Below are 22,827 nucleotides of genomic sequence, written 5' to 3'. Positions count from 1 at the left end.
TCTCGAGCGCCGGCAAGGTACCAGGCAAAGCCGTTCTCGGGGACGAAGAACGCCTAGGCCTGAATTTAAGAAAATGCGGCTCGCAGCGGACGAGCGGTGACCCAGGAGCGGGTGCCGCGGGACGCCCAAGGTGCGCCGAAGATGGCGGTGAGGCAGCTTGCCGCATGGAGAGGACAGGAACAATGAACGGGTCGCAATTCGAGCGCGCAAACATCGTGGCAGAAGAGCTGTCGGCGACGGTCGCCTCGAAAACGACCGATCCGATCACCTCACCGATTCAAGAGCACAATTCGCGGCCCAAAGCCGAAGGCCTGTACGATCCGAATCTTGAGAAGGATTCTTGCGGCGTCGGCTTCATCGCCAACATCAAGGGCAAGAAGTCGCACGAGATCGTCTCGGACGCGCTGAGCATCCTCTGCAACCTCGAGCATCGCGGCGCCGTCGGCGCCGACCCGCGCGCCGGTGACGGCGCCGGCATTCTGGTGCAGATCCCGCACGCCTTCTTCAGCCGCAAGGCCGGGGAGCTCGGCTTTACGCTGCCTCAGCCCGGTGAATACGCCATCGGCGCGCTGTTCATGCCGCGCGACACGGCCTGGCGCAACGTCATCAAGAGCATCATCGCCGACCAGATCAAGGAAGAGGGCCTGACCCTGCTCGGCTGGCGCGACGTGCCGACCGACAATTCCTCGCTCGGCGTCACCGTGAAGCCGACCGAGCCCGCCTGCATGCAGGTGTTCATCGGCCGCAACGGCATCGCCAAGACCGAGGACGAGTTCGAGCGCCGGCTCTACATCCTGCGCAAGTCGATCTCGCAGGCGATCTACCAGCGCCGCGACCGCGGCCTCGCCGGCTATTACCCGTGCTCGATGTCCTGCCGCACCGTGATCTACAAGGGCATGTTCCTCGCCGACCAGCTCGGCAAGTACTATCCCGACCTGCACGAGAAGGATTTCGAGAGCGCGCTGGCGCTGGTGCATCAGCGCTTCTCGACCAACACCTTCCCGGCCTGGTCGCTGGCGCATCCCTACCGCATGATCGCGCATAATGGCGAGATCAACACGCTGCGCGGCAACACCAACTGGATGGCGGCGCGCCAGGCCTCGGTCAGCTCCGAGCTCTACGGCAAGGACATCAACCGACTGTGGCCGATCTCCTATGAAGGCCAGTCGGACACCGCCTGCTTCGACAACGCGCTCGAATTCCTGGTGCAGGGTGGCTACTCGCTGCCGCACGCCGTGATGATGATGATTCCGGAGGCGTGGGCCGGCAATCCCTTGATGGACGAGAAGCGCCGCGCCTTCTATGAATATCATGCCGCGCTGATGGAGCCGTGGGACGGCCCCGCCGCGATCGCCTTCACCGACGGCCGTCAGATCGGCGCCACGCTCGACCGCAACGGTCTCAGGCCCGCGCGCTATCTCGTCACCAAGGACGATCGCATCGTCATGGCGTCCGAGATGGGCGTGCTGACGATCCCCGAGGACCAGATCATCACCAAGTGGCGGCTGCAGCCGGGCAAGATGCTGCTGGTCGACCTCGAGCAGGGCCGCCTGATCCCGGACGACGAGATCAAGGCTTCGCTCGCCGCCAGCCATCCCTACAAGGAGTGGCTGGAGCGGACCCAGATCGTGCTCGAAGATCTGCCGAAGGTGCCGACCACGGGCGTGCGCTCCAACCTGTCGCTGCTCGATCGCCAGCAGGCGTTCGGCTACAGCCAGGAAGACATCACGATCCTGATGACGCCGATGGCGGCCACGGGCGAAGAAGCCGCGGGCTCGATGGGCAACGACACGCCGATCTCGGCGCTGTCGGACAAGGCCAAGCCGCTGTTCACCTACTTCAAGCAGAACTTCGCGCAGGTCACCAATCCGCCGATCGACCCGATCCGCGAGGAGCTGGTGATGAGCCTCGTCTCGATCATCGGGCCGCGGCCGAACCTGTTCGACCTGCAGGGCATGGCCACGACCAAGCGCCTCGAAGTGCGCCAGCCGATCCTGACCGACGCGGACCTGGAAAAGATCCGCTCGATCTCCGAGGTGGCCGACACCCACTTCAAGTCGCGCACGCTGGACACCACCTTCCACTCCGGTCTCGGCGCGGCGGGCATGGACCAGGTGCTCGACGAGCTCTGCGCGCGCGCCGAAAGCGCGGTGCGCGAGGGCGTCAACATCATCATCCTCTCCGACCGCATGGTCGGCACCGACCGCGTGCCGATCCCCTCGCTCTTGGCCTGCGCCGCCGTACATCATCACCTGATCCGCACGGGCTTGCGCACCTCCGTCGGTCTCGTCGTCGAATCCGGCGAGCCGCGCGAAGTGCACCACTTCGCCTGCCTTGCAGGCTACGGTGCCGAGGCGATCAATCCGTACCTCGCGTTCGAGACCATCATCGCGATGAAGGACCGCTTGCCCGGCTCGCTCGACGACTATGAGATCGTCAAGCGCTACATCAAGTCGATCGGCAAGGGCCTGCTCAAGGTGATGTCCAAGATGGGCATCTCGACCTACCAGTCCTATTGCGGCGCGCAGATCTTCGACGCCGTCGGCCTCAAGGCCGACTTCGTGTCGAAGTTCTTCGCGGGCACGCATACCCGCGTCGAAGGCGTCGGCCTCGCCGAAATCGCCGAAGAGGCCGTGCGCCGCCACGCCGACGCGTTCGGCGAGGCGCAGGTCTACAAGACCGCGCTCGATGTCGGCGGCGAATATGCCTATCGCAGCCGCGGCGAGGACCATGCCTGGACCGCCGAGTCGGTGTCGCTGCTGCAGCACGCCGCGCGCGGCAATTCGCAGGAGCGCTATCGCGCCTTCGCCAAGACCCTCAACGAGCAGTCGGAGCGCCTGTTGACGCTGCGCGGCCTGTTCCGGATCAAGAGCGCGGAGGAGGAGAAGCGCAAGCCCATCCCGCTCGACCAGGTCGAGCCGGCCAAGGAGATCGTCAAGCGCTTCGCCACGGGCGCGATGAGCTTCGGCTCGATCTCGCGCGAGGCGCACACCACGCTGGCCATCGCCATGAACCGGATCGGCGGCAAGTCGAACACCGGCGAAGGCGGCGAGGAAGCCGACCGCTTCAAGCCGATGCCGAACGGCGATTCCATGCGTTCGGCGATCAAGCAGGTCGCCTCGGGCCGCTTCGGCGTGACCACGGAGTATCTCGTCAACTCCGATATGATGCAGATCAAGATGGCGCAGGGCGCCAAGCCCGGTGAAGGCGGCCAGCTGCCCGGCCACAAGGTCGACGCGACCATCGCACGAGTCCGGCATTCGACGCCGGGCGTCGGCCTGATCTCGCCGCCGCCGCACCATGACATCTACTCGATCGAGGACCTGGCGCAGCTGATCTACGACCTCAAGAACGTCAACCCCACGGGCGACGTCTCGGTCAAGCTGGTCTCCGAGATCGGCGTCGGCACCGTGGCGGCAGGCGTTGCCAAGGCGCGCGCCGACCATGTCACCATCGCGGGCTTCGAGGGCGGCACGGGTGCATCGCCCCTGACCTCGATCAAGCACGCGGGATCGCCGTGGGAGATCGGGCTCGCCGAAACCCACCAGACCCTGGTGCGCGAGCGGCTGCGCAGCCGCATCGTGGTCCAGGTCGACGGCGGCTTCCGCACCGGGCGTGACGTCGTAATCGGCGCGCTGCTCGGCGCCGACGAGTTCGGCTTCGCGACCGCACCGTTGATCGCGGCCGGCTGCATCATGATGCGCAAGTGCCACCTCAACACCTGCCCGGTCGGCGTCGCGACCCAGGACCCCGTCCTGCGCAAGCGCTTCACCGGCCAGCCCGAGCACGTGATCAACTACTTCTTCTTCGTCGCGGAGGAAGTCCGCGAGATCATGGCTTCGCTCGGCTTCCGCACCTTCAACGAGATGGTCGGCCAGGTGCAGCTGCTCGACCAGACCAAGCTGGTCGCGCACTGGAAGGCCAAGGGCCTCGACTTCTCCAAGCTCTTCGTCAAGCAGAAGGAAGAGAAGGGCCAGAAGATCTATCATTCCGAGCGCCAGAACCATCATCTGGAGGCGGTGCTCGACCGCACGCTGATCGAGAAGGCGCAAGCAGCGCTCGACCGCGGCGCGCCGGTGAAGATCGAGGCCGCTATCAACAGCACCAACCGGTCCGCAGGCGCGATGCTGTCCGGCGCGGTCGCCAAGATCTACGGCCATGCCGGCCTGCCGCACGACACCATCCATGTCAGCCTCAAGGGCACCGCCGGTCAGGCCTTCGGCGCCTGGCTCGCCCACGGCGTCACCTTCGAGCTCGAAGGTGAAGGCAATGACTATGTCGGCAAGGGCCTCTCGGGCGGCAAGATCATCGTCAAGCCGCCGAGGAACTCGGCCATCGTGCCGGAAGAGAGCATCATCGTCGGCAATACCGTGATGTACGGCGCCATCGAGGGCGAGTGCTACTTCCGCGGCATCGCCGGCGAGCGATTTGCCGTGCGTAACTCGGGCGCGGTCGCCGTGGTCGAGGGCGCGGGCGATCATTGCTGCGAATACATGACCGGCGGCATCGTGGTCGTGCTCGGCAAGACCGGGCGCAACTTCGCGGCCGGCATGTCCGGCGGCATCGCCTATGTGCTCGACGAGGCCGGCGATTTCGATCGGCTGTGCAACCTCTCCATGGTCGAGCTCGAGCCGGTGCTGTCGGAAGAGATGATCGCCCAGAGCGCTTACAACCAGTTCGGTGACCTCGAGGCGCACGGACGGGTCGACGTGTTCAAGAATCTGCTCGCCTCCGACGTCGAGCGGCTGCACGTGCTGATCTCGCGTCATGCGAAAGCGACCGGCTCCAAGCGCGCCACCGACATCCTTGCCAATTGGAAGGACTGGCTGCCCAAATTCCGCAAGGTGATGCCGGTCGAGTACCGGCGCGCGCTGCGCGAATTGGCGGCCAATGCGGACGCCGAGCCGAAAATCGCGATCGGGGCGTAAGTAAAAGCCCTCATGGTGAGGAGGCGCGACAGCGCCGTCTCGAACCATGAGGTCACCATCCGGGCCTTCATCCTTCGAGACGCGGCGCGAAGAGCGCGCCGCTCCTCAGGATGAGGAGTGAGAGAACAAACGACCAAGCGGCAGGGACTTCGGGTTTAATGGGCAAGATCACGGGTTTTCTGGAAATCGAACGGCACGACCGCAAGTACACCCCGGTCGCCGAGCGCGTGAAGCATTACAAGGAATTCGTCGTTCCGCTCTCCGAGAAGGAGGTGCGCGACCAGGCCGCGCGCTGCATGAACTGCGGCATTCCCTATTGCCACGGCACCGGCTCGGTCGCGCCCGGCACGCCCGGCTGCCCTGTCAACAACCAGATCCCGGACTGGAACGACTTGGTCTACCAGGGCAATTGGGAAGAGGCCTCGCGCAACCTGCACTCGACCAACAATTTCCCGGGCCGGCGGCCTGCTGCGCTATGGCATCCCCGACTTCAAGATGGAGAAGGGCGTCATCGACCGCCGCGTCGCGCAGATGGAAGCCGAAGGCGTCACCTTCCACTACAACAGCCATGTCGGCGCGGCCGGCAATGTCGATCCGCGCGAGCTGCTCAACGAGTACGACGCGGTGGCGCTCACCGGCGGCGCGGAGGCTCCGCGCGACCTGCCGATTCCCGGCCGCGAGCTCGCCGGCATCCACTACGCCATGGACTTCCTGCCGCAGCAGAACCGCCGCGTCTCCGAGGAGCCGCTCGGCGGCGTCCAGGAGATCCTGGCCGGCGGCAAGCATGTCGTCGTCATCGGCGGCGGCGACACCGGAAGCGACTGCATCGGCACCTCGCTGCGCCAGGGCGCGCTGTCGGTGACCCAGCTCGAGATCATGCCCGCGCCGCCCGAGCGCGAGAACAAGGGCCTGACGTGGCCGAATTGGCCGCTGAAGATGCGGACGTCCTCCAGCCAGGCGGAAGGCGCGGTGCGCGAATACGCCGTGCTGACCCAGAAGTTTTCCGGCGAGAACGGAAAGGTCAAGAAGCTGCACTGCGTGCGGGTCGACGACAAGTTCAAGCCCATTGCCGGCACCGAGTTCGAGCTCGACGCCGAGCTCGTCCTGCTCGCGATGGGCTTCGTCCATCCCGTGCACGAGGGCCTCTTGAAGCTGCTCGCGGTCGAGCTCGACCCCCGCGGCAACGTCAAGGCCAACACGCTGGACTACCAGACCTCGCGCCCGAACGTGTTCACCGCCGGCGACATGCGCCGCGGCCAGTCGCTGGTGGTCTGGGCCATCCGCGAGGGCCGGCTGTGCGCGCGGTCGATCGACACGTTTTTGATGGGGAAGACGGATCTGCCGCGATAGGATTGGTCATTCCGGGGCGTGCGAAGCGCGAGCCCGGAATCCATTCATCCACAATCCCAGACGCCCGGTGGATTCCGGGTTCGCGCCAAGTGGCGCGCCCCGGAATGACGATTGGAGAGTGCCGCACCTTTCCGCTTCGTCTCGACAGACGCGCAAGCAAGCCGCCGTCTAATTCTGCAGCCTCACCCCGAGCAGCACCACCGTGCCCTGCGAGCTCGATCCCGGCTGGTTCGAATCCAGGATGTCATGGCGCAGCGTGCCCTTCACCCAGATGTTGCGGTTGAGCTTGTAGATCAGGCTGCTTTCGAGCGAGTAGGTCTTGTCGTTGCGGTTTTGGCCCTGGTAGTCGAGCGTGCCGTAGGTGAACTTGCCGACCGCAGTGAGCCAGCGGCGGAAGTCGTGGTCGACTTCGGCGGAGTAGGTGCGCACCAGGACGCCGGAGGAGCCGGGGACCGTGGTCTCCGAGATCTGCGTGTCGGTGAAGAATTTTACCGTGGTGAGGCCGCTGGCGCTCCAGATCAGGGAGCCCGTGGTGAGAAACCCTGCGAGCTGGCTGAGGCGCGGATCGGTGTAGCTGCGCGCGGAATAGCCGACCGAGATCTCGCCGGTGAGGATGCGCGAGAACTCGAAGGACGAGCCGACCTTGGCATAGCCGCCGTTGGAATCGCGCAGATAGCCGTTGCGGTCGGCGGCCTGGTCGTGGACGCGCCTGTCGCCCTGGACCTCGACGAAGGGTTTTAGGCCGGGCTTGAGGTCGTAGGAGAAGCGGCCGACGCCGCCATATTGGTTGAAGTTGCGGTCATCATTGCTGAAGGTCGAGCCGTCGGTGAGCTTCGAATCGGTGTAGGCGGTGCGATCGATCGTGGCGCCGGCCGCGACCTGGAAGCGGTTGAAGGTCTGGTCGAAGCCGAGCGTCGTGCCGTAGGCGGCGTAGACCGGGTATTTCTGCAGGCCGGCCTGCACGTTGGGGCTGCCGGGATTGTCGGTGGCGAGACGCAGGCGCAGCTGCGAGGTCAGCTTGAAATCGCGGGTGACGTCGAGCCGGCCATCGACGTGGCCGTTGAAATCGGGACGATTGGCCTCGACGGGCGACGGTGAGGCGAAGCCGTTGATCGTCGCCGGCATGTCGTTGGTGTAGCCCGAGAACGAGCCGCGCAGATCGGCGACCAGCGCGTGGCGCTCCCAATCGGACACCACGAGCAGATCGGGCGCGATGACATAGGCGGGCGAACCGACCGGCTTGTTGAGGCGGGTCGGATTGCTGTCGTAGCCGGCGGAGAGCTCGAGCCCGCCCTTGATCAGGAAGCTGCCGGCGTAATCGCCGACCGCGCCGAACGGATCGTCGTCGGCCTTGAGGCGGCGGCGCAGCGGCTGGCCGGGCGCGTTGCCCGCCATCGCCGCCGGCACCGGCACCTTGTGCGCGGTCTCGGACGGCGGCGGCGCAATCCGCCGTGGGCCGAGCGTCGTGGTCGGCGTTGCGGGCGGCGGCGGCGAACCGGGACCGGCGCGCTTCGGCCTCGGCTGGCCCGGATAGAGCTTGGGCTGCTGCCGCTTGCGGTTGAGCGAGTCGTAGCCGGAGCCGCTCGCGCCTGTGGCGGCGGGCAGGCCATAGGTCGGGACCTGTCCGACGCGCGAGCTCGCCGGCGTCTGCGGGCGCTGGCGCGGGTCGGCGTTGGGATCGGGCAGTCTCGGCAATGTGTCGGAGGGCGCCTGCGGCACGCCGGCGGTGCGGCGGGTCGGCAGCGTCTCCGGCGAGGCAAAGGCGCCACGGTTGGGATTGAACAGGTCGGGCGTGAGACTTTGGGCCGCCGCCGGGCCACTTGCGAGGGTGGTCAGCGCGAGGCACGGCAAAGCGGCGCGCAGGACATGCGCGACAGTGCTCCGGCCCCTGCCTGGAGACGACCCCACGATTGAATTACCCCAACGGAATCAAACACTTTCTCGATCATCCCCGCCGGCTGGCGGGAACCATCGTTAATGGAGTTAAAACAATTATGGTTAATGACCCGTTGAGGCGTTCGGGCGCGCGTCGCCTCGCTGATCGGGGCGTGCTAAGCAGGCGCCAATGGGCGAGCGCCCCTCCTCCCTGGACCAGACCATGCCGAGCTCGAAACCGCTGATGACCCAATCATCCGGCTCCATTCCTGATAGCGTTCAATCCGCGCTCCGCACCCTGGAGACGGAGAGCGACGGCATCAACGCGCTCGCCGCCGCGCTGCGCGGCCCCCTGGGCGAACCCTTCGCCAAGGCGGTCGAGCTGATCCGCAATGCCAAGGGCCGCGTCATCGTCACCGGCCTCGGCAAATCAGGCCATATGGGCCGCAAGATCGCCGCGACGCTGGCCTCGACCGGCACGCCCGCCTTCTTCGTCCACGCCGCCGAAGCCGGTCATGGCGACCTCGGCATGATCACGCCCGACGACGTCATCATGGCGCTGTCCTGGTCCGGCGAGCAGCCGGAGATGAAGAACCTCGTGAACTACTCGGCGCGGTTCGCGATTCCCATGATCGCGGTGACTTCGAACGCGTCGTCCTCGCTCGGCCAGGCCGCCGACCTCGTGATCGAGCTGCCGAAGGCGCGCGAGGCCTGCCCGCACAATCTGGCGCCGACCACCTCGACGCTGATGCAGGCCGCGATCGGCGACGCGCTCGCGATCGCGCTGCTCGAGGGACGCGGCTTCACGGCGCTGGAGTTCGCGCATTTCCACCCCGGCGGCAAGCTGGGGGCGATGCTGAAATTCGTTCGCGACTACATGCGCATCGGCGCGGAGATTCCGCTCAAGCCGCTCGGCACCGAGATGTCGGAGGCCGTGGTCGAGATGTCGGCCAAGGGGCTCGGCTGCGTCTGCATCGTCAACGATGCGGGCGAGGCCGTCGGCATCATCACCGACGGCGATCTGCGCCGTCACATGCGGCCCGATCTACTGACGGTGACCGTCGACGAGATCATGACGAAGCAGCCCAAGACCGTGCCGCCTTCGATGCTCGCGACCGAGATGATCGAGGTGCTGAACACGCGCAAGATCACGACGCTGCTGGTGACGGAAGCGAACAAGGTGGTGGGGATCGTGCACCTGCACGATCTGCTGCGCGCAGGCGTGGCGTAGGGTCTGCGCGTCATCCCGGGGCATCGCGAAGCGATGAGCCCGGGATCCATCGTGCCGCAGAGTTTGTCTCGCTATGGATTCCGGGCTCGCGCCAATTGGCGCGCCCCGGAATGACAGTGAGAGTGTGGCCCGTGCCTTCCTCCCTCTCGTCATTGCTAGAGCGGCGTCGGAAACCGCGCCGCGTTCTCCTCCAGCGGCAAGCGCAGCCCGTTCGCCAGATACGACACCGTGCGATAGAAGCCGCACAGCAGCATGATCTCCAGGATCTGCGCCTCGTCGTAGTGCGCTGAGAGCGCGGCGAACTCCCCGTCACTCAAAGTCGCGCGATGATGCAGCGCGTCCGCGGCTGCGATCAGCGCCTGCTCGGCCGGCGGCCAGCAGGCCGAATTCGCATCACCCAGCACCGTCGCATGCACCTCCTCCGCGGTAAGCTTTGCCGGCGCGGCAAAGATCGCGACATGCACGCCCCATTCGTACTCGCATCCGTTCAGCGCGCAGGTGCGGTCGATGACGATCTCACGCTGGCGCAAGGACAGCGGCCCCGGATCAAGCAGCCCGCCGGCGCGAAACTTGTCCCAGGCGCGGCCATGGCCCGCCATCACCCGGAACAGCACCAGCGGCGGCGCACCGCGCATGATGCGGTCGAACTGCGCCTGGATCTCCGGGGGATAAGGCGGGGTGAGCGGAGCGATGCGCGGTGTGGCTTCGAACGTGGCGGAAGACATTGGCCCCCTCCTGCGCTACATTTATCGTAGCAATACGCTACATTATTTGTAGCGCGAAGCAAGAGGCGACGATGACGAAACAGGCCGGCTCGACGACACGCCGCGTCCGCGGCTCGCGCACCGGGCGGCCGATCATGGCTTTGCTCGACCTGCTCGGCCGGCGCTGGGCCTTGCGGATCTTGTGGGAGTTGCGCGGAGAGCCCCTCACCTCGCGTGCGCTCCGTACGGCCTGCGACGAAGCCTCGCCCACGGTGCTGCAGGCACGTCTGACGGAGCTGCGCGAAGCGGGGTTCGTGGAGCTGGGCGACGGCGGAGGTTACGGCCTGACGCCGCTGGGCCGGGAATTGTGCGAGACGTTCATGCCGCTACACAGGTTTGCGGAGCGGTGGAAGAGGTAGCACTCTTACCCTCCCCTGGAGGGGGAGGGTCGGCACGCGATCGAGCGCAGCGAGATTGCGTGACGGGGTGGGGTGACGGTCTTTCCACATCCAGCACTGCCCTTGTTGAGAGATCACCCCACCCCGCTCGCGCTGCGCGCGATCGACCCTCCCCCTCCAGGGGCCCTCCAGGGGAGGGTAAGAAGCTACGCCGCCGCCACGGTCAGGTTGGCGCCGTCCACCTGCACCACCTTGACCCGCGTGCCGGCCGGTGTGTCGGGCCCGGCCACGCGCCACACCGTGTCGCCGATGCGCACGGTGCCGGTGCCGTCGATGATCGGCTTCTCCAGCGTGAACTCACGGCCGAGCAAGGCTTCGCTGCGCTTGTTGAGGAACGGGCTGGCGCTGGCGTCCGGCTTCGGCTTGGCGAGGCGGCGCCAGACCGGCACGGCAGCGGCGGCAAAGATCGCGAACATCACGAGCTGGATCTGCCAGGAGATGGCTGCCGCGAACGAGATCAGGCCGACCAGCAGCGCAGCCAGCCCGAGCCAGAACAGGAAGACGCCCGGCGCCAGCACCTCCAGCGCCACCAGGATGAAGCCGAAGATCAGCCAATTCCAGTTGCCGAGCGATACGAACATGTCGGTCATGACACGACCTCTGTCAGACAGCCCCGTTACTGCGGCATCGCGGGCGGCGTCGGGCCCGACGACGGGACCGATCCGCCGCGGCGCGCAGCAGCAGCTGCGGATGCGGCACTCTCGCCGAACGTCGCCTTGGCGATCTCGCCGATGCCGGCGAGCGAGCCAAGCATGCTCACGGCTTCGACCGGCAGCATGATGATCTTCTGGTTCGGTGCCTCGGCAAACTGACCGAATGCCTTGATATATTTGTCGGCGATGAAATAGTTCAACGCGGCGACATCGCCCTTGGAGATGGCTTCCGACACCGCTTGGGTCGCCCTGGCTTCGGCCTCGGCTAGACGCTCGCGCGCCTCGGCGTCGCGGAAGGCAGCCTCGCGGCGGCCTTCGGCCTGCAGGATCTGGCCCTGCTTGGCGCCCTCGGCGCGCAGGATCTCGGACTGGCGCTGGCCTTCGGCCGCGAGGATGTCGGCGCGCTTGACGCGCTCGGCCTTCATCTGCCGGCCCATGGCTTCGACGAGGTCGGCGGGCGGCACGATGTCCTTGATCTCGATGCGGTTGACCTTGACGCCCCAGGGCGAGACTGCGGCGTCGACCACGCGGAGCAGGCGCTCATTGATCTCGTCGCGGTGCGACAGCACCTGGTCGAGGTCCATCGAGCCCATCACCGAGCGGATGTTGGTCATTGTGAGCACCGTGATCGCCTGGTTCAGGTTGGCGACCTCGTAGCTCGCCTTGGCGGCATCGAACACCTGGAAGAAGGCGACGCCGTCCACCGTCACGGTGGCGTTGTCCTTGGTGATCACTTCCTGTTCGGGAATGTCGATCACCTGCTCCATCATGTTGATCTTGCGGCCGACACGATCGAAATAGGGCACGATCAGGTTGAGCCCGGGGCTCAGCGTCTGGGTGTATTTGCCGAACCGCTCGATGGTCCAGTCATAGCCCTGCGGCACCGTCTTCACGCCGGCGACCAGCGTGACGATGACGAGCAACACCAGAACAATCGCGAAAATGTCGAAGCCGCTCATATCTCCTCCAAGGCGGGCAAAAGGCCCTTTCCGGCGCTGTCATTTGGTCTGGATCGATAGCCTACCGGTTCAGCGGTCAGCCGTAACGTCGGCATCGGGCCAAATCCGCACAAGGCGCACAGAAAGGAATGGCGGGGATTATGTATTTGGAAGGACGCTCTTGAAAGGATGCCGGAGCAGACCTAGCGGCAAAGGTTAAGATTTGCCGCCAGGCGTAACGTCAAATCCAGCCCTGGAGCTCGCGCAGCACCAGGGTGCGGATCACGTCCATGCCCGGTCCGCTGTCGTTGAGGCAGGGGATCGCGGAAAACTGCTCGCCGCCATTGTGCTTGAAGATCTCCGCGTTCTCCTGCGCGATCTCCTCCAGCGTCTCCAGGCAGTCGGCGGAAAAGCCCGGCGTCACCACCGCAATACGGCGCACGCCCTCCCTGGCAAGCCGCTCCATGGTCTTGTCGGTATAGGGCTGCAGCCACTCGTCGTTGCCGAAGCGCGACTGGAAGGTCAGCAGCAGTTTCGTTGCGTCCATGCCGAGCCGGCGGCGCAGCGCCTCGGTGGTCGCGATGCAATGCTGCTGATAGGGATCGCCCTTGTCGACATAGGCCTTCGGCATGCCGTGGAAGGACGCCACGATCAGCTCCGGCTCGAAGGACAGCGTCGCCAGATGCCCCTCGATCGAGACGGCGAGCGCCTCGATATAGGCTTCGTCCTCGTAATAGGGCGGCGTCACCCGCAGCGTCGGCTGGTTGCGCAGCTGCGCGAGCACGCGGAAGACCTCGTCGCAGACGGTGGCCGAGGTCGAGGCGGAATATTGCGGATAGAGCGGGACGGCCAGGATGCGCTCACAGCCTTTCGCGATCAGCGCGTCGATCCCCGACTTGATCGACGGATTGCCGTAGCGCATCGCCCAATCGACAACGACGTTGTCGCGGTCCGACAAGGCGGCTGCGAGCTTGTCGCGTTGCGAGCGCGTGATGGTTTTCAGCGGCGACTCGTTCCGCTCGTTGTTCCAGATCTTCTGGTAATCGAGCGCCTTGGTGCGGGGACGGCTGCGCAGGATGATGCCGTTGAGCACCAGCTTCCAGATCAGGCCCTGGTCCTCGATGACGCGGGCGTCGCTGAGGAACTCCTTAAGGTAGACCCGCACGCCTGGAGCATCGGCCGTATCAGGCGTTCCGAGATTGATCAGGAGCACGCCGACGCGCGGCAGGGCGGATCGGGTGGCCGGTTTCGCGGTCTCGAGGGGGACGACGCTGGTCATGGCTGGTTGGGTCGCGCGTTGGTCCGAACTTGTCAAGATGAGCCGGGGTTCGCTAGGGTCGCACCAAGGGGGAGGCCGATGACGCTTGCGGAATGGTGTGTATTCGGGGCGCTGCTGCTCTATCTGTCAACGATCGCCGCGGTCAAATGGATCAGGTTTCGCCGCTTCGATAATTCCCGGCCGCGCGATCCCGCCTTCTATGAGGACGCCCTGTCGCAACGCGCGCTCGGCGCGCACCAGAACGGCATCGAGACGTTTCCGTTCTTCGCCTTCGCGGTGCTGCTCGCCGAATACAGGGAATCGCCGCAGCGCCTGATCGACGAGCTGGCGGCGCTGTTCCTGATCGTGCGCATCGCCTACGTGCTGACCTATCTTGGTAACCGCCCGACGCTGCGCTCGATCCTCTGGAGCATCGGCTTTGCGATCAATCTCGGCATCTTCTTCATGCCGGCGTTGAAGCGGTTTCTGCCGGTGTGACTCTCACCCTCCCCTGGAGGGCCCTCCAGGGGAGGGTAAGAAAGAGTGCCTCAAAAACACGTGGTCCGTTCGGCGGCGATGTAGCCGAACAGGAGGCCGACGCCGAACAGCAGCACGACGGCCGCCGCCGCGAACTCGATCCCGCGCATGAACAGCGCGCCACCGCCGTCGCGGCCGGCGCTGAGGCGGGCGGCGATGTCCTTGGCGGAGACGGCGATGATCGCGATCGCCGCAACCGTGATCGCGGTGCCCAATCCCATCAGGAAGGTCGCGGCGATGCCGGCCCAGAACAGGCCCTGCGCGAGCGCAAACACCAGGACCAGGATCGCACCCGAGCAGGGACGGATGCCGACGGTCAGGATCGCGGCGAAGCCGCGCCGCCAGCCGCCGGGGCCGGCCAGCTCGCTTGGCGTGGGCCCGTGGGAATGGCCGCAATGCTCGTCGTGGACGTGGTCGTGCCCGTGGTGATGGTGAGCGTGGCCATGGTGGTGATCATGGCCGTGATCGTGATCGTGCGCATCATGATGGTGGTGATCATGGTCGTGCGGCACGCCCGCCATCGCCGGCACCGGCTGAGCGGCCTGAAGTGCGCCGATGAAGGTGCGGCCCTTGACCCAGACCAGGCGCAGGCCGAACAGCGCGATCAGGGCGTAGCTCGCGATCTCGATCACGCCTTCCGCCTTGCACATGGTCTTGGCCGTCGCATTCAGCACCCAGGCCGAGATGCCGACGATGAGGATCGCGACCAGCGACTGCATCAAGGCCGAGGCAAAGGACAGCGCGATGCCGCGCCGCGCCGTCTCGCGGTTGGCGACCAGATAGGAGGCGATCACCGCCTTGCCGTGGCCGGGACCGGCGGCGTGGAAGATGCCGTAGGCGAACGAGATGAAGAGCAGCGTCCACACCGCCGAGCCATCGGATTTGGCGGCGCGGATCGTCGACGACATCTGGCGATAGAATTCCGACTGCTTGGCGAGCAGCCAGCCGATGAGGCCGCTTGCTTCAGGCTCGGCCGCCTGCGCCGGTCGCGGCGCGCCGAACGGGTTTTGCGCGAGGAGGTCGTGACGCGCGGCGTCAGTCACAGCCACGACCAGCAGCACGGCAGCAAAGGCGAGCAGCCCGCGCGCGAGCGGAGAGAGTTGCGGCTTCAAGGGCAATCCACTGTGATCTTGTTGGCGAACATCACGCCGAAATTCGAATTCTCGCCGTTCAGGAAGGTCTGCTCGTTCAGCTTCTGGGCGCTCGCGGTGCCGTCGTTCGGCCGCTCAAGCTTCATCTGGCAGCCCGCGGGCGCGCCGACCATCTTGACCGGACTGTCCTTGGCCATCTGGAAGTCGATGAAGAAGGAGCGGTCGAACACTTCGAGCACCAGCTGCTTGGGCTTGACCGGGTTCTTCAGCGGCAAGGTGAAGTGTAGGGTCAGCACCGTGTCCTTGTAGTCGAGGAAATAGTCGACCGGCTCCTGGAATCGCTCCTTCTTGCCGTCGGCCTTGGCGAAGGTGAAGTAGGCATATTCCTTCAGCGACTCGACGTTGGTCTGCGCAAGCGGCTTGAGCTCCTCGCTCGTGTAGGCGCCCTTGGTCTTGCTCTCGAGCCCCTGCACCGCATAGGCCGAGAACATGTCATCGAAGGTCCAGGCATGGCGCACGCCAGTGATGCTGCCGTCGGCCGCGTAGAGCAATTCGCTGGTCGCGGTGATCCAGACATGCGGATGCGCATTCGCTGCCCCGGCCGCGAGCGTCATCGCGGCGGCGAGCAGGCATCCGAGCAGGGTGCGCATGCTCATCAGGCCGCCTCCGCGTCTTCGAGCAGGCCGCGGCGGCGGAGCAGCGCATCCGGCTCCGGCGGACGGCCGCGGAAGGCCTCATAGGCGGCTTCCGGATCCACCGATCCGCCCGACGAATAGATGTCGTCGTGCAGGCGCTTGGCGACCGCGGGATCGAAGATGTCGCCGGCCTCCTCGAACGCGCCGAAGGCGTCGGCGTCCATCACCTCCGACCACATGTAGCTGTAATAGCCGGCGGCATAGTGGTCGCCGGTGAAGATGTGGCCGAACTGCGTCGGACGATGACGCAGCGCGATCTCCTCGGGCATGCCGATCTTCTCCAGCTCGCGTCGCTCGAAGGCGCGAACATCCTGCGCGGCGGCGGCCGGCTGGGTGTGGAATTCCAGGTCAATCAGCGCCGAGGAGACGAACTCGACCGTGGCAAAGCCCTGGTTGAATTTACGCGCGGCGAGGAAGCGTTGCAGCAGGTCGTCCGGCAGCGGCTCGCCGGTCTGGTAGTGGCGGGCGAACTTCTGCAGCACCTCGGGCCGCTCCTGCCAGTGCTCGTAGAGCTGCGACGGCAGCTCGACGAAATCGGTGAACACCGAGGTGCCCGACAGCGAGGGATAGGTCACGTTGGAAAGCATGCCGTGCAAGCCGTGGCCGAACTCGTGGAACAGGGTGCGGGCATCGTCGGGCGACAGCAGCGACGGCTCGCCACCGGCGCCCTTGGCGAAGTTGCAGATGTTGAGAACCAGCGGCGCGACGTCGCCGTCGAGCTTCTGCTGATCGCGCAACGAGGTCATCCAGGCGCCGGAGCGCTTCGACGGCCGGGCGAAGTAGTCGCCATAGAACAGCGCCTTGTGCTTGCCACCCCTGTCCTTCACCTCCCAGACCCGGACGTCCGGGTGCCAGACCGGAACGTCCTTGCGCTCCTCGAAGGTGACGCCGAACAGGCGCGTGGCGCAGTCGAAGGCGGCGGCGATCATGTTGTCGAGGCCGAGATATGGCTTGATCGCGGAATCGTCGAAATTGGCGCGCTGCAGACGCAGCTTCTCGGCGTAGAAGCGCCAGTCCCAGGGGGCGAGCTTGAAATTGCCGCCCTCTTCCGCGATCAGCGCCTGCATCTCGTCGCGGTCGGCAAGCGCGCGGGCGCGAGCGGGCTTCCAGACCCGCTCGAGCAGGCTGCGCACCGCCTCCGGCGTCTTGGCCATGGAATCTTCGAGCCGGTAGGCGGCGTAGGTCGGATAGCCCAGGAGCTTGGCGCTCTCCTCGCGCAGCTTCAGGATCTCGACAATGGTCGCGTTGTTGTCGTTGGCGTTGCCATTGTCGCCGCGCGCGATGAAGGCCTTGTAGATCTTCTCGCGGAGGTCACGCCGGGCGGAGCTCTTCAGGAACGTCTCGACCGAGGAGCGCGACAGCGTGACGATGGCCTTGGCTACCATGCCGCGCTCTTCTGCTGCAGCCTTGGCGCTGGCGACGAAGCTCTCCGGCAGGCCCTGGCGGTCGGACTCTCCAAGCTCCAGGAACCAGTCCTGCTCGTCGCCGAGCAGATGGTGGCTGAAGCTGGTGCCGAGCTGGGCCAGCCTCTCGTTGATCTCGGCCATCCGCGTCTTGGCCTCTTCAGAGAGGCCGGCGCCGGCGCGGTGGAAGCGGGTATAGGTGCGCTCCAGCAGGCGGAGCTGCTCGGGCGTGAGACCGAGACCCGCGCGGTTCTCGTGCAGATGGGCGATGCGGCCGAACAGCACGGCGTTCATCATGATCGGATTCCAGTGCCGCGCCATCCGCAGGGAGACCTCCTTGTCGATCTCCAGGATGGCCGGATTGGAATGCGCCGAGACGAGGTCGTAGAAGACCGCCGCGACCTTGCTCAGGAGCTTGCCCGAGCGCTCCAGCGCAGTGATGGTGTTGGCGAAGTCGGGCGCTGCCGGATCGTTGGTGATCGCCGCGATCTCGGCGGCGTGGTCGGCGAAGGCCTGCTCGAACGCGGGGAGGAAGTGCTCCGGCTTGATCTCGTCGAAAGGCGGGGTCGCGAACGGCGTCACCCAGGCCTTCAGCAGCGGATTGGTCTCGGCGTCCGTCATTTGGCGGGGTTCTGACATCACAAGTCCCGAATTTCGTGGCTCGATTGTTGCGGCCAGCTATAGCACGCGATGGGGCTTTTTTGGGCCATTTGCCCTTGCTCCCAGCCGCCTTTTCGGGGAGATTGCGGCCCTTGAAGCTACGGACCTAGAGTTCATGAACGCCCCTTCTTCCTCGTCCCGCCAGATCGTCTGGCCCAGCGTCATCACCGTCATCAGCGCCGCCATCCTGATCGGCGCGGAGGTGTTCGGCGCGGCCTTTGCCGGCGGCTGGGCGCTCGCGATCCTGTTCGGGCTCGGCGACCAGGGCGCCCATATCCTGCAGGCGGTGCTGTTCGCACTCGGCGTGCTCGTGATGACCGCTTTCATCCGCGGCGCTCAGCGCGTCGAGCCCTTCATCAAGCGCCGCTGACGCGTCTCGCGGGCGGGCAACACGCGCAGCGCCGCGAAAACTTAACGCGCGTTCATCTTCCGCGTCGCTCGCGCAACAGCGCGCAAGCAGATGTTAGGCAATTCTGTCCGCAGCCTAAAAAAATTCTTGCGAAGCCAAGTCAAAACGCTTATGTGCGGACTTGCCCAATTTCGCACGTGCCTGTGGTCGTGTGTCAGTCGGTAGGTATCCGGACAAGAGGCCGGACAGCCGCCAAGGGGTGAAGAAGCCGAGGGGCTCTTCGGAAGTGCGGAAGTCGGAAGACCGAGGTCGCAAGACCAGAAGGTCGGACGACGAAGCAAACCCGGAGCGCCCAGCATCTCTCTCAAAGAGATGCCATGTCGAAGGTGACTTCGCTCTTTGCAACCGTGACTGGCAGCCGGAGGCGAACCGGCGCACCCCGCTCTCAACGGGGGACGCGACTTAAAGCAACGACGGATCGGGCTTTTTTGGTCTCTACCGGCAGTCCAACGCCGGCGCGGGCTACTGAAAAGGCTTGTCCTTCATTGCCAGGTGAGCGGGCGGGAAACTCTCCCAACCAATCCACGGCAGCACAGTCTGGTTTGAGTTTTTTGGCCTCAGCGCGCCTCCATCGCGCGATGCGGCTGAAGCACTCTCATCAGACGTCACGTTGATACGGATCCCGTCGCTGGGACCGCCGGAGAGTGCCATGACCGAACGTATCCAGGAATTCCTGCGCAACCGCCGCAAGGATGGCCTCGACACCGAGCCGTGCCTCGTCGTCGACCTCGAGGTCGTGCGCGACAACTACCAGAGCTTCGCCAAGGCGCTGCCCGACAGCCGCGTGTTCTATGCCGTCAAGGCGAACCCGGCGCCGGAAGTGCTGTCCTTGCTGGCGTCCATGGGCTCCTGCTTCGACACCGCCACGGTCGCCGAGATCGAGATGGCGCTGGCTGCGGGTGCGACGCCCGACCGCATCTCCTTCGGCAACACGATCAAGAAGGAGCGCGACATCGCGCGCGCCTTCGCGCTCGGCATTCGCCTGTTCGCGGTCGACTGCGCCGCCGAGGTCGAGAAGGTCGCCCGCGCCGCCCCCGGTGCGAAGGTGTTCTGCCGCATCCTCTATGACTGCGCCGGCGCCGAGTGGCCGCTGTCGCGCAAGTTCGGCTGCGACCCGGAAATGGCGGTCGAGGTGCTCGACCTCGCCAAGCGCCTGGGTCTGGAGCCGTGCGGCATCTCCTTCCATGTCGGCTCGCAGCAGCGCAAGGTGAAGGCGTGGGACCGTGCGCTGGCGATGGCCTCGCAGGTGTTCCGCGACTGCGCCGAGCGCGGCATCAATCTCACCATGGTCAACATGGGCGGCGGCTTCCCGACCAAGTACCTGAAGGACGTGCCGCCGGTCGTCACCTACGGCCGCTCGATCTTCCGCGCGCTGCGCAAGCACTTCGGCAACCAGATTCCGGAGACCATCATCGAGCCGGGCCGCGGCATGGTGGGCAACGCCGGCATCATCGAATCCGAGGTCGTGCTCATCTCGAAGAAGAGCGACGAGGACGAGGTGCGCTGGGTGTACCTGGACATCGGCAAGTTCGGCGGTCTCGCCGAGACCATGGACGAGTCGATCCGTTACGCCATCCGCACCCGTCACGACGGCGCGGACATGACTCCGTGCGTGCTCGCAGGTCCCACCTGCGACAGTGCCGACGTGCTGTACGAGAAGAGCCCGTATCCGCTTCCCGTCACGCTCGAGATCGGCGACAAGGTGCTGATCGAAGGCACCGGGGCCTATACGTCGACCTACTCGTCGGTGGCCTTCAACGGCATCCCGCCGCTGAAGACCTATCACATCTGACCCGCCTCTCTTTTCCAGAGGCCTGACGAACCCGGGAGCCGGTCCGCCGGCTCCTCATCCAACATCTCGATTTCTGACGACGTCTTGGACGGGCGTGCTGCGCGCACGCCGGTTCAAGCGGGGACTGACGTGCCATGACTGCTCCTCGGAAGCCGCAAGTTGCCCTCACCTCGAAAGCCGCTCCGTTCGTGATCCGTGCGGAACGTGCTGGAGACGTCGCGATGCGCGAAGCGCTGCTCGATGCCTGCTTTGGCGAGACCCGCCATGGCCGCACCTGCCAGCGCCTGCGCGACGGACGCGCGCCCGCTGCAGGCCTTGCCCTGTCGGCGATGCGCGAGGGCAAGCTCGTGGGAACCGTGCGGCTGTGGCATGTCAGCGCCGGAGGCAGGCCTGCTCTGGTCCTCGGACCGCTGGCGGTCGACCCTGCCTGCCGCGAGCTCGGGATCGGCGCCGCGCTGATGCGACAAGCGCTGGCTGCCGCCCGGGCGCGCGGGCATGACGCCGTGATCCTGCTCGGCGATGCCCCCTATTACGCCCGTTTCGGCTTCTCGACTGAGAAGACCGCCGAGCTGTCGCTGCCCGGCCCGTTCGAGCGCGACCGCCTGCTGGCCATCGAGTTCACCGATGGTGCGCTCGATGGCGCCATCGGGATGATCGTCCCGACCGGCCCGCCCCTGCCCAAACGGAGGTCGGTTCGCGCGCCTGAGGCGCACGCGGCCTGACGGATCGCTGGCGTAGCGAAGACCGCAGCCGCATCGAGCGGCAACGCCCTGCCGCGCCTGCGCGAGGCCCGTTCCTTTGGGGTTGCGCAGGCGCCGGAAACGCCCTTTAACCCCGCGAAACACCCCTTCACTCGAGGCCCATGACCGATGTCCCGTCGCCTGATCTCCACCGGCTCCCCGCTCGAGAAGACCGTCGGCTACAGCCGTGCCGTGATCGACGGCGAGTTCGCCTTCGTCGCGGGAACCACCGGCTATGACTACACCACGATGACGATGCCGGCCGATGTCACGAGCCAGTCACGCAACTGCTTCAAGACCATCGCAGCCGCCCTGCAGGAGGGCGGATTCGAGATGGCCGATATCGTCCGTGCGACCTATTACGTGACCGACGCCAGCTACATCGATGCCCACTTCGCCGTCTGCGGCGAGGTCCTCGGCGACATCAGGCCGGCGGCGACGCTGCTGGTCGTCAGCGCCCTCGCCAGGCCCGAGATGAAGGTTGAGATCGAAGTCACCGCCAAGCGCCGCAGCATCTGACAAGCGCCGCAGCGCCTGATCCACCCCTCACTGCCAGCACTTTCCGGAGAACCATCCCATGAGCCCTCCCTCGCAGATCTACGCGAAGATCACCGGTCCCATCGTCATGGTCGGCTTCGGCTCCATCGGCAAAGGCACGCTGCCCTTGATCGAGCGGCATCTCGACTATGACAAGTCGCGCATCACCGTGCTCGATCCCAAGGACGAGGGCCGCAAGGCGCTTTGCGAGAAGCACAATGTCCGCTTCATCCAGAAGGGCCTGACCAAGGACAATTATCGCGAGGTGCTGACCCCGCTGCTCACCGAGGGCGGCGGCCAGGGCTTTTGCGTCAATCTCTCGGTCGACACCGGCTCGACCGACATCATGGAGCTCTGCAACGAGCTCGGCGCGCTCTACATCGACACCGTCAACGAGCCCTGGCTCGGCTTCTATTTCGATTCCTCGAAGGGCCCGGAAGCGCGCTCCAACTACGCGCTCCGCGAAGTGACGCTGGCCGCCAAGAAGGCGCGGCCTAAGGGCTCAATGACGGCGGTCTCCTGCTGCGGCGCCAATCCCGGCATGGTCTCCTTCTTCGTCAAGCAGGCGCTGCTCAATGTTGCCGCCGATCTGAAGCTCAATGCCCCGAAGCCGAAGACAAAGGCCGAGTGGGCGGATTTGATGCGGCAGGCCGGCATCAAGGGCATCCACATCGCCGAACGCGACACCCAGCGCTCGAAGAAGCCGAAGGAGCCGGACGTCTTCGTCAACACCTGGTCGGTGGAAGGCTTCCTGTCGGAAGGCATGCAGCCGTCCGAGCTCGGCTGGGGCACCCATGAGAAATGGATGCCCGAGAATGCGCATACCCATGAAGCCGGCTGCGGCGCCGCCATCTATCTGATGCAGCCCGGCGCCAACACGCGCGTGCGCACCTGGTGCCCGACCCGCGGCGCACAATACGGCTTTCTGGTCACCCACAACGAGTCGATCTCGATCGCCGATTACTTCACTGTGCGCGACGCCTCGGGCAAGGCGATCTACCGGCCGACCTGCCACTATGCCTATCATCCGGCGGACGACGCCGTGCTGTCGCTGCATGAAATGTTCGGCCGCGCCGGGAAGATGCAGGAGAAGCACCACATCCTCGACGAGAACGAGATCGTCGACGGCATCGACGAGCTCGGCGTGCTGCTGTTTGGCCATGACAAGAACGCCTATTGGTACGGCTCGCAGCTCTCGATCGAAGAGACCCGCGAGCTCGCGCCATACCAAAACGCCACCGGCCTGCAGGTGACCTCCGCCGTGCTCGGCGGCATGGTGTGGGCGCTGGAGAACCCGAACGAGGGCATCGTCGAAGCCGACGAGATGGATTTCGAGCGCCTGCTCGAAATTCAGCTGCCCTATCTCGGCCCGGTGAAGGGTTTCTATACCGACTGGACCCCGCTGACCGATCGTCCGGGGCTATTTCCGGAAGATATCGACACGTCTGATCCGTGGCAGTTCAAGAACATTCTGGTGCGGTGAGGGCAGGCTCTCTCCACCCGTCATTCCGGGGCGACGCGCAGCGTCGAGCCCGGAATGAATCGGGCGGCAATACATGCGGATGAAT

The 22,827-nt window shown here is 65.6% G+C and carries 17 protein-coding genes and 1 pseudogene; 10 read left to right on the top strand and 8 right to left on the bottom strand.

Annotated features, from left to right (window positions below; genetic code table 11):
- Positions 1 to 182 precede the first annotated feature (182 nt).
- Together gltB and HZZ13_RS22995 are read left to right on the top strand one after the other, a co-directional pair.
- A complete protein-coding gene (gltB, locus tag HZZ13_RS23000) occupies positions 183 to 4,928 on the top strand; it encodes a glutamate synthase large subunit (protein ID WP_197961802.1) in 4,746 nt (1,581 codons plus the stop codon).
- A gap of 158 nt (positions 4,929 to 5,086) precedes the next feature.
- Positions 5,087 to 6,278 (top strand): annotated as a pseudogene (locus HZZ13_RS22995) (glutamate synthase subunit beta).
- Positions 6,279 to 6,446: 168 nt separating this feature from the next.
- On the opposite strand, the gene HZZ13_RS22990 reads toward HZZ13_RS22995, so the two are convergent.
- Complete coding sequence (locus HZZ13_RS22990) at positions 6,447 to 8,186, bottom strand: outer membrane beta-barrel protein (RefSeq protein WP_197961801.1); 1,740 nt, start codon at positions 8,184 to 8,186, stop codon at positions 6,447 to 6,449.
- Between the two features lie 190 nt (positions 8,187 to 8,376).
- On the opposite strand from HZZ13_RS22990, the gene HZZ13_RS22985 reads away from it, so the two are divergent.
- Positions 8,377 to 9,384 (top strand): KpsF/GutQ family sugar-phosphate isomerase, encoded by a 1,008-nt coding sequence (locus HZZ13_RS22985; protein ID WP_197961800.1) that lies wholly within the window; start codon positions 8,377 to 8,379, stop codon positions 9,382 to 9,384.
- A 155-nt stretch (positions 9,385 to 9,539) separates the two neighbouring features.
- On the opposite strand, the gene HZZ13_RS22980 is transcribed toward HZZ13_RS22985, so the two are convergent.
- Positions 9,540 to 10,109, bottom strand: a complete 570-nt coding sequence (locus tag HZZ13_RS22980; protein ID WP_197961799.1) for a carboxymuconolactone decarboxylase family protein — start codon at positions 10,107 to 10,109, stop codon at positions 9,540 to 9,542.
- Positions 10,110 to 10,180: 71 nt separating this feature from the next.
- Here HZZ13_RS22980 and HZZ13_RS22975 point away from each other — a divergent pair, with 71 nt between their 5' ends.
- Positions 10,181 to 10,507, top strand: a complete 327-nt coding sequence (locus HZZ13_RS22975; RefSeq protein WP_197961798.1) for a winged helix-turn-helix transcriptional regulator — start codon at positions 10,181 to 10,183, stop codon at positions 10,505 to 10,507.
- 185 nt (positions 10,508 to 10,692) lie between these two features.
- On the opposite strand, the gene HZZ13_RS22970 is transcribed toward HZZ13_RS22975, so the two are convergent.
- From HZZ13_RS22970 to hemH, 3 genes are all read right to left on the bottom strand, one after another.
- Entirely contained in the window at positions 10,693 to 11,136 is a 444-nt protein-coding gene (locus HZZ13_RS22970) for an NfeD family protein (protein ID WP_197961797.1), read from the bottom strand.
- 26 nt (positions 11,137 to 11,162) lie between these two features.
- Positions 11,163 to 12,158 (bottom strand): SPFH domain-containing protein, encoded by a 996-nt coding sequence (locus tag HZZ13_RS22965; RefSeq protein ID WP_197961796.1) that lies wholly within the window; start codon positions 12,156 to 12,158, stop codon positions 11,163 to 11,165.
- A 220-nt stretch (positions 12,159 to 12,378) separates the two neighbouring features.
- Entirely contained in the window at positions 12,379 to 13,416 is a 1,038-nt protein-coding gene (gene hemH, locus HZZ13_RS22960; protein ID WP_197961795.1) for a ferrochelatase, read from the bottom strand.
- A 78-nt stretch (positions 13,417 to 13,494) separates the two neighbouring features.
- On the opposite strand from hemH, the gene HZZ13_RS22955 reads away from it, so the two are divergent.
- Entirely contained in the window at positions 13,495 to 13,893 is a 399-nt protein-coding gene (locus HZZ13_RS22955; protein WP_197961794.1) for an MAPEG family protein, read from the top strand.
- A 50-nt stretch (positions 13,894 to 13,943) separates the two neighbouring features.
- Here the strand turns inward: HZZ13_RS22955 and HZZ13_RS22950 are convergent, their stop codons facing one another.
- From HZZ13_RS22950 to HZZ13_RS22940, 3 genes are read right to left on the bottom strand one after another with little or no spacing between them, the layout of a single operon-like run.
- Positions 13,944 to 15,044 (bottom strand): nickel/cobalt transporter, encoded by a 1,101-nt coding sequence (locus tag HZZ13_RS22950; RefSeq protein ID WP_197961793.1) that lies wholly within the window; start codon positions 15,042 to 15,044, stop codon positions 13,944 to 13,946.
- Positions 15,041 to 15,679 (bottom strand): DUF1007 family protein, encoded by a 639-nt coding sequence (locus HZZ13_RS22945; RefSeq protein WP_197961792.1) that lies wholly within the window; start codon positions 15,677 to 15,679, stop codon positions 15,041 to 15,043. Before HZZ13_RS22945 ends, HZZ13_RS22950 begins: the two co-directional genes overlap by 4 nt.
- Positions 15,679 to 17,760, bottom strand: coding sequence for a M3 family metallopeptidase (locus HZZ13_RS22940; protein WP_197961791.1), 2,082 nt, complete (start codon positions 17,758 to 17,760; stop codon positions 15,679 to 15,681). Before HZZ13_RS22940 ends, HZZ13_RS22945 begins: the two co-directional genes overlap by 1 nt.
- A 136-nt stretch (positions 17,761 to 17,896) precedes the next feature.
- Between HZZ13_RS22940 and HZZ13_RS22935 the strand changes: the two genes are divergently transcribed.
- From HZZ13_RS22935 to HZZ13_RS22915, 5 genes are all read left to right on the top strand, one after another.
- Entirely contained in the window at positions 17,897 to 18,151 is a 255-nt protein-coding gene (locus HZZ13_RS22935) for a hypothetical protein (RefSeq protein ID WP_197961790.1), read from the top strand.
- A gap of 688 nt (positions 18,152 to 18,839) precedes the next feature.
- Positions 18,840 to 19,982, top strand: a complete 1,143-nt coding sequence (locus tag HZZ13_RS22930) for a type III PLP-dependent enzyme (protein WP_197961789.1) — start codon at positions 18,840 to 18,842, stop codon at positions 19,980 to 19,982.
- Between the two features lie 134 nt (positions 19,983 to 20,116).
- Positions 20,117 to 20,704: a GNAT family N-acetyltransferase gene (locus HZZ13_RS22925; protein ID WP_197961788.1), complete on the top strand. Its 588-nt coding sequence runs from the start codon at positions 20,117 to 20,119 to the stop codon at positions 20,702 to 20,704.
- Positions 20,705 to 20,851: 147 nt separating this feature from the next.
- Positions 20,852 to 21,241 (top strand): RidA family protein, encoded by a 390-nt coding sequence (locus tag HZZ13_RS22920; RefSeq protein ID WP_197953875.1) that lies wholly within the window; start codon positions 20,852 to 20,854, stop codon positions 21,239 to 21,241.
- Positions 21,242 to 21,299: 58 nt separating this feature from the next.
- Positions 21,300 to 22,742, top strand: a complete 1,443-nt coding sequence (locus HZZ13_RS22915) for a homospermidine synthase (protein WP_197961787.1) — start codon at positions 21,300 to 21,302, stop codon at positions 22,740 to 22,742.
- The last annotated feature ends 85 nt before the right edge of the window (positions 22,743 to 22,827 follow it).

The organism is Bradyrhizobium agreste (assembly GCF_016031625.1).
GTDB lineage: Bacteria > Pseudomonadota > Alphaproteobacteria > Rhizobiales > Xanthobacteraceae > Bradyrhizobium > Bradyrhizobium agreste.
The sequence above is the reverse complement of the archived record's forward strand: the minus strand, read 5'-3'. Positions and strand labels throughout refer to the sequence as shown.

Coding starts and splice junctions, on each gene's coding strand:
- gltB (WP_197961802.1), top strand. CDS start 183: ATGAACGGGTCGCAATTCGAGCGCGCAAACATCGTGGCAGAAGAGCTG.
- HZZ13_RS22985 (WP_197961800.1), top strand. CDS start 8,377: ATGCCGAGCTCGAAACCGCTGATGACCCAATCATCCGGCTCCATTCCT.
- HZZ13_RS22980 (WP_197961799.1), bottom strand. CDS start 10,109: ATGTCTTCCGCCACGTTCGAAGCCACACCGCGCATCGCTCCGCTCACC.
- HZZ13_RS22975 (WP_197961798.1), top strand. CDS start 10,181: ATGACGAAACAGGCCGGCTCGACGACACGCCGCGTCCGCGGCTCGCGC.
- HZZ13_RS22970 (WP_197961797.1), bottom strand. CDS start 11,136: ATGACCGACATGTTCGTATCGCTCGGCAACTGGAATTGGCTGATCTTC.
- HZZ13_RS22965 (WP_197961796.1), bottom strand. CDS start 12,158: ATGAGCGGCTTCGACATTTTCGCGATTGTTCTGGTGTTGCTCGTCATC.
- hemH (WP_197961795.1), bottom strand. CDS start 13,416: ATGACCAGCGTCGTCCCCCTCGAGACCGCGAAACCGGCCACCCGATCC.
- HZZ13_RS22955 (WP_197961794.1), top strand. CDS start 13,495: ATGACGCTTGCGGAATGGTGTGTATTCGGGGCGCTGCTGCTCTATCTG.
- HZZ13_RS22945 (WP_197961792.1), bottom strand. CDS start 15,679: ATGAGCATGCGCACCCTGCTCGGATGCCTGCTCGCCGCCGCGATGACG.
- HZZ13_RS22940 (WP_197961791.1), bottom strand. CDS start 17,760: ATGTCAGAACCCCGCCAAATGACGGACGCCGAGACCAATCCGCTGCTG.
- HZZ13_RS22935 (WP_197961790.1), top strand. CDS start 17,897: ATGAACGCCCCTTCTTCCTCGTCCCGCCAGATCGTCTGGCCCAGCGTC.
- HZZ13_RS22930 (WP_197961789.1), top strand. CDS start 18,840: ATGACCGAACGTATCCAGGAATTCCTGCGCAACCGCCGCAAGGATGGC.
- HZZ13_RS22925 (WP_197961788.1), top strand. CDS start 20,117: ATGACTGCTCCTCGGAAGCCGCAAGTTGCCCTCACCTCGAAAGCCGCT.
- HZZ13_RS22920 (WP_197953875.1), top strand. CDS start 20,852: ATGTCCCGTCGCCTGATCTCCACCGGCTCCCCGCTCGAGAAGACCGTC.
- HZZ13_RS22915 (WP_197961787.1), top strand. CDS start 21,300: ATGAGCCCTCCCTCGCAGATCTACGCGAAGATCACCGGTCCCATCGTC.